At 43.7% G+C, this 4,362-nt stretch carries 4 protein-coding genes and 1 pseudogene; all 5 read left to right on the top strand.

The features are described from left to right. Positions 1–35: 35 nt before the first annotated feature. The 5 genes and pseudogenes from DEM91_RS12095 (at position 36) to DEM91_RS12075 (ending at position 4,137) form a co-directional block, all read left to right on the top strand. Positions 36–589: pseudogene (locus tag DEM91_RS12095) on the top strand (VapE domain-containing protein). Positions 590–825: 236 nt separating this feature from the next. Next, positions 826–1,830 carry a toprim domain-containing protein gene (locus tag DEM91_RS12090; RefSeq protein ID WP_036887464.1) on the top strand — a complete coding sequence of 335 codons (1,005 nt, stop codon included), beginning with the start codon at positions 826–828 and terminating at the stop codon, positions 1,828–1,830. Between the two features lie 4 nt (positions 1,831–1,834). After that, positions 1,835–2,293, top strand: a complete 459-nt coding sequence (locus DEM91_RS12085) for a DUF3408 domain-containing protein (protein WP_249859079.1) — start codon at positions 1,835–1,837, stop codon at positions 2,291–2,293. A gap of 361 nt (positions 2,294–2,654) precedes the next feature. After that, positions 2,655–3,080, top strand: a complete 426-nt coding sequence (locus tag DEM91_RS12080) for a plasmid mobilization protein (protein WP_195254098.1) — start codon at positions 2,655–2,657, stop codon at positions 3,078–3,080. Continuing rightward, complete coding sequence (locus tag DEM91_RS12075; protein ID WP_036887451.1) at positions 3,070–4,137, top strand: relaxase/mobilization nuclease domain-containing protein; 1,068 nt, start codon at positions 3,070–3,072, stop codon at positions 4,135–4,137. The genes DEM91_RS12080 and DEM91_RS12075 overlap by 11 nt, the downstream gene beginning before the upstream one ends. Positions 4,138–4,362 lie beyond the last annotated feature (225 nt).

The raw sequence follows: 4,362 nt of genomic DNA, 5'->3' as shown, positions 1-4,362 counted from the left end.
ACGAAAACGAACTCAAAAACCTTATTACCTGCCCGATGGTCAAGTACCGTATGCCCTACGACAAGTATGTGGAGGAATATCCACACTTGGCGAGTTTCGTTGCATCGGTAAATGGTAACGACTTCCTTCCGACCCCACAGGCAGCAGGCGTTTTCTTCCCTTTGAGGTGTTTTCCATTGACATTGAGCGTGCAAAGGCAATATCTATGGATAATGTCTATGCCGAAGCGAAAGCCTTGTTAAACGCAGGCTTTCGCTATTGGTTTGACGATGATGAAATCACGGAACTATACAGGGAGAGCGAAGACTTCCAAGTACAGACCGCAGAAATGGAACTACTGTTGCGCTGTTTTGAGAAACCAACGGAGGATAATCCCCAATGTACTTATATGACCACCACCGAGATAATCACCTACTTGAGACTTTACACGCATCATCCCTTGTCCTTAAAGCACATGGGCGAAGCCCTTAGGAGGGCAGGCTTTGAGAAAGTAAGCCGAAGGCGTGAGGGCGGCAGTCCCATCTATGTATATAAGGTAAGGAAGATTTTACCGTGTCCTTTGCTGAATAGTTGCAGCAGTCAGATGTAGTAGGCGAATGTAGTAAGTTTGCAGTATGACTTGGTACTACAAAATAAGACTGATTATCAGATACTTATCACAAAATAGTATGTAGTAAGAAGAAAGATGAAAAAGTTTGGAGGGGAAAAACTTCTGAAAAGAGAATTTCTTTCAATAATCATTCAACTACCATTCAAATATCATTCAAATACACCATTGTCATTCAAACAAAAATGATTCAATCCATTCAATTAAAACATATCACAATGAAAGAAGAAGATTTATTACGCATCAAGCGATCCCCCATCGTGGAGTATCTTGAAAGGAAAGGCATCAAGCCTGTACGCAGAACACCAGTCTATGCGTTGTACCGCTCACCACTGCGTGCAGAAACACATCCGAGTTTCAAGGTGGACACAGAGAAGAACCTTTGGATAGACTATGCCGAAGGCAGGGGCGGAAGTATCATCGACCTCTGTATGCGTTTGGAGGACTGCACACTATCGGAAGCCATCCGCCGCTTGGGGCAAAACGCTTCCGATAATACAGTATATAGTTCTCACAAAGACTTCTCACAAAACAATCTCCAACCAACGATGGCTGCAAACGAGACAAGGAAACTGATAAGTATATCAGGCACCCTACCGCCACATTTGCAGGAGTATCTTACAAAGGTACGCTGCATTGATTTGGAAAAGGCAAAGCCTTTCCTTAAATGTATCAGCTATGAGGTAAGAGGCAGGCGCTATCAAGCCATCGGCTTTGCCAACCTGTCGGGAGGATATGAGCTTCGAGACAATCACTCGTTCAAGGGAACGATAGCCCCGAAGGACATAACTCCCGTATTCACGGATAAACAAACAGAACACGCAATAGACAATACATTGTCCGTATGCGTGTTTGAGGGATTTATGGATTTCCTCTCTTTTCTTTCAATGAAAGAAGAAGTAGCCAACCACAGTCTTGTGCTAAACTCCGTAAGCAATGTGGCAAGGGCTATTCGATATCTGAATGACCACAACCTAACGCATATCCGTACCTTCCTTGACAATGACGATGCAGGGCGGAAAACCGTGCAAGAATTTGTAAAGGTAGGTTTCAAGGTGGAGGATATGTCCGTACATTACAAAGGCTTCAAAGACCTCAACGAGTTTCATGTTTACCGTGTCCGTGAGCGACAGAAGCATAAAGGGCAGATACAGACACGGATGTCGGTTACAGAACAAAATCAAAACATGAAATCAAAACAAGTCAAACATAAAATGAGATAAAAACATGGAAAAGCAAAAAGTCAGTAATGTGGGAATGAAGAATACAATCCATTCCGACAAGCAGTATTTTGGACTAAATCAGATAGAAAATTCGTCTGAACATATCATTGCCGAACTTCGGGCAAGGAAAGCAAGACTTATTCAAGAGCCTAATGAACAGGACACAGAGAATACTGCGCACTCTGAGCCTGCACAGCATACAGAGAATGCAACCGTTCAAAGGCGCATCAGCTCCAAAATGAGGAAGAAAACACTCGAAGCCTACAAGCAAGCCTATCTTGTGCCAACCAAACTGAGCAACCGAAAGGCAGTCTATCTGAGCCGAGAAACGCAGGAGCGTGCCGACTTCATCGTGCGCAGGTTGGGCGACAGGGGCAGCAACCTTTCAAGTTTCGTGGAGAACATCGTGCGCCTCCATCTGGAAGAGTATGGTGAGGACATAGAGAAATGGAGAAGGTTGTGAGCTGCAGGAAAAGGGTGAGGGTTTTCTTGAAAAGGAACAAGCTTTCCATCCAAAACCCTCAATCCATTTTCAGAGAACATGACAATGAACACTTGTCGAACGTACAGAACGCAGAGAATATCACGAACGCAGTTATACATGGAATGCACGGCATTCACTTTTAGGCTACAAAACGCCTTGTGCGTAAACGTTTCGTTAGCTGATATTGCAAGACGTCAGTTTGTACCCACAAACTGCTCTTGCTCCCCTCGTCAGACTATCGGGGAGATAAGACCGTAATCACTACGTTCTCATCGGTCAGCATTCAGAAATTAAGCAACAACAAATCATCTATAATGATTAACTTTCAAAGGAAACTTATATGAATAGATACAAAGGAAAAGCTGTCCGATGGCAGCCGAGGGATAAGAAAGAACAGCGGATGAACAAGACAGAGTTCATCAAGGTAAGATGCACCTTAGAAGAAAAGCAGCGTATTAAGTCAAAGGCTGAAAGTGCGGGACGTAAGTTTTCCGATTACTGCCGTGAGATACTCCTAAATGGAGAGGTGGCAGCCGTTCCTAAGATGACCGACAATGAAAGGGAAGCCATTGCCATACTTCAGCACACAGGACGGTTCTATGGGCAGATTTCTAACCTCATCAAGGTTAAGGATGAAAGGTGGGTACATATCACAAAGAACCTTTCGCTATGTGCCAAAGAGGCATTTAAGAGATTCTACGACCCTCATTTTCGTGTGGATGATGAGATATATAAGGTCTTAAATATGAAGAGAGATGATAGGTAAATGTAAGGCGATAACCCACGGCAGCACGGCTTTAGACTATATTTTCAGAGAGGGCAAGCTCGGCAGTCGGCTTGCTTTCCACAATCTTTGCAGCAGAGAGCCGAAGACTATCTATGAGGAAATGAAAGTGGTCAGCGACTATAACAGCCGTTGCAGGAACAAGTTCCTCCGTATTGAAATAGGCATCGCACCACAAGACGAGAAAAGACTGCCTGTATCCGAGCTTATGGGAATAGCCCATCTGTTTGCCAAACAGATGGGACTTGACAACCACCAATGGGTAGCGGTAACGCACAAGGACACTGATAATAGACACATTCACATCATTGCCAATCGTATCAGCCTGTACGGAGAGGTCTATGATACTACTTTTGTGAGCAACAGGGCAGCAAGAGTGGCGGAGGAAATAAGCAGAGAGAAAGGCTTGACCATCGCAAAGGAGGTCAAGGTGGAGAAGAATCATCAGAAAGCAAAAGCCAATCCTACGAGAGAACAGACCAAGCAACAAATACAGAAGATTTGCTATGCCCTACTTGAAAAATACAAAGGTACAGGTATCACGGGACATTCCATGTTCCTCTATGAGCTGAATAAGAACGGCATCGCCATAGAGCGCATGAAGAACAAGCAAGGTAATGTCTATGGATTGAGGTTCTCATATGCAGAACAAACCTTCAAGGCTTCCGAAATCGGCAGGGAGTTTAGTTACCGTTCCTTACAGAAGAACTTCGAGATAAGCAAAAAGACTGAACCAAAGAAAACCATGACAATGGCAGATGAGCCGACAAAGAACAACGCTCAATCCGATACAGGTTATCAACTTGTTCCTCCCAGCCGCTCCCATATATCACCTGCCAACACAAATGAAAGTTCATCTATTGCACAAGCCGTAAGCAATGTGGCAAGTACTGCCATAAATGCAGCAGAAGAAATCATTTCCGGAGTAGGCGGGTTAATCAACCCACAGACACACGGTGATGATTATGCCGAGAGAGCATGGCAGCACAGGCTCAGAAACCAAGCCAAGAAAAAGAAGAAAAGAGGAAGAGGACTATAGCAAACTTATCTTTTTTGCAATGCTATTCTGAACTTGCATTTATGTTACCTACTTTAGGAATAATAGGCAAATGATTGTTAGATCTCTATTTTTTACTCTCATACAATCTCTTCTTGATTTTAGCGATGTTGCAAAAGTATTTACTCACCCTTAAATCCGCAACTCCATTCCCGAAGTGCTACCTACATAAAGAGAAATGGACTTTTGATTCGTAAGATAACCATT

Source organism: Prevotella sp. TCVGH (genome assembly GCF_023522295.1).
Classification (GTDB): domain Bacteria; phylum Bacteroidota; class Bacteroidia; order Bacteroidales; family Bacteroidaceae; genus Prevotella; species Prevotella timonensis.
This window is presented reverse-complemented; position numbering and strand designations above follow the sequence as displayed.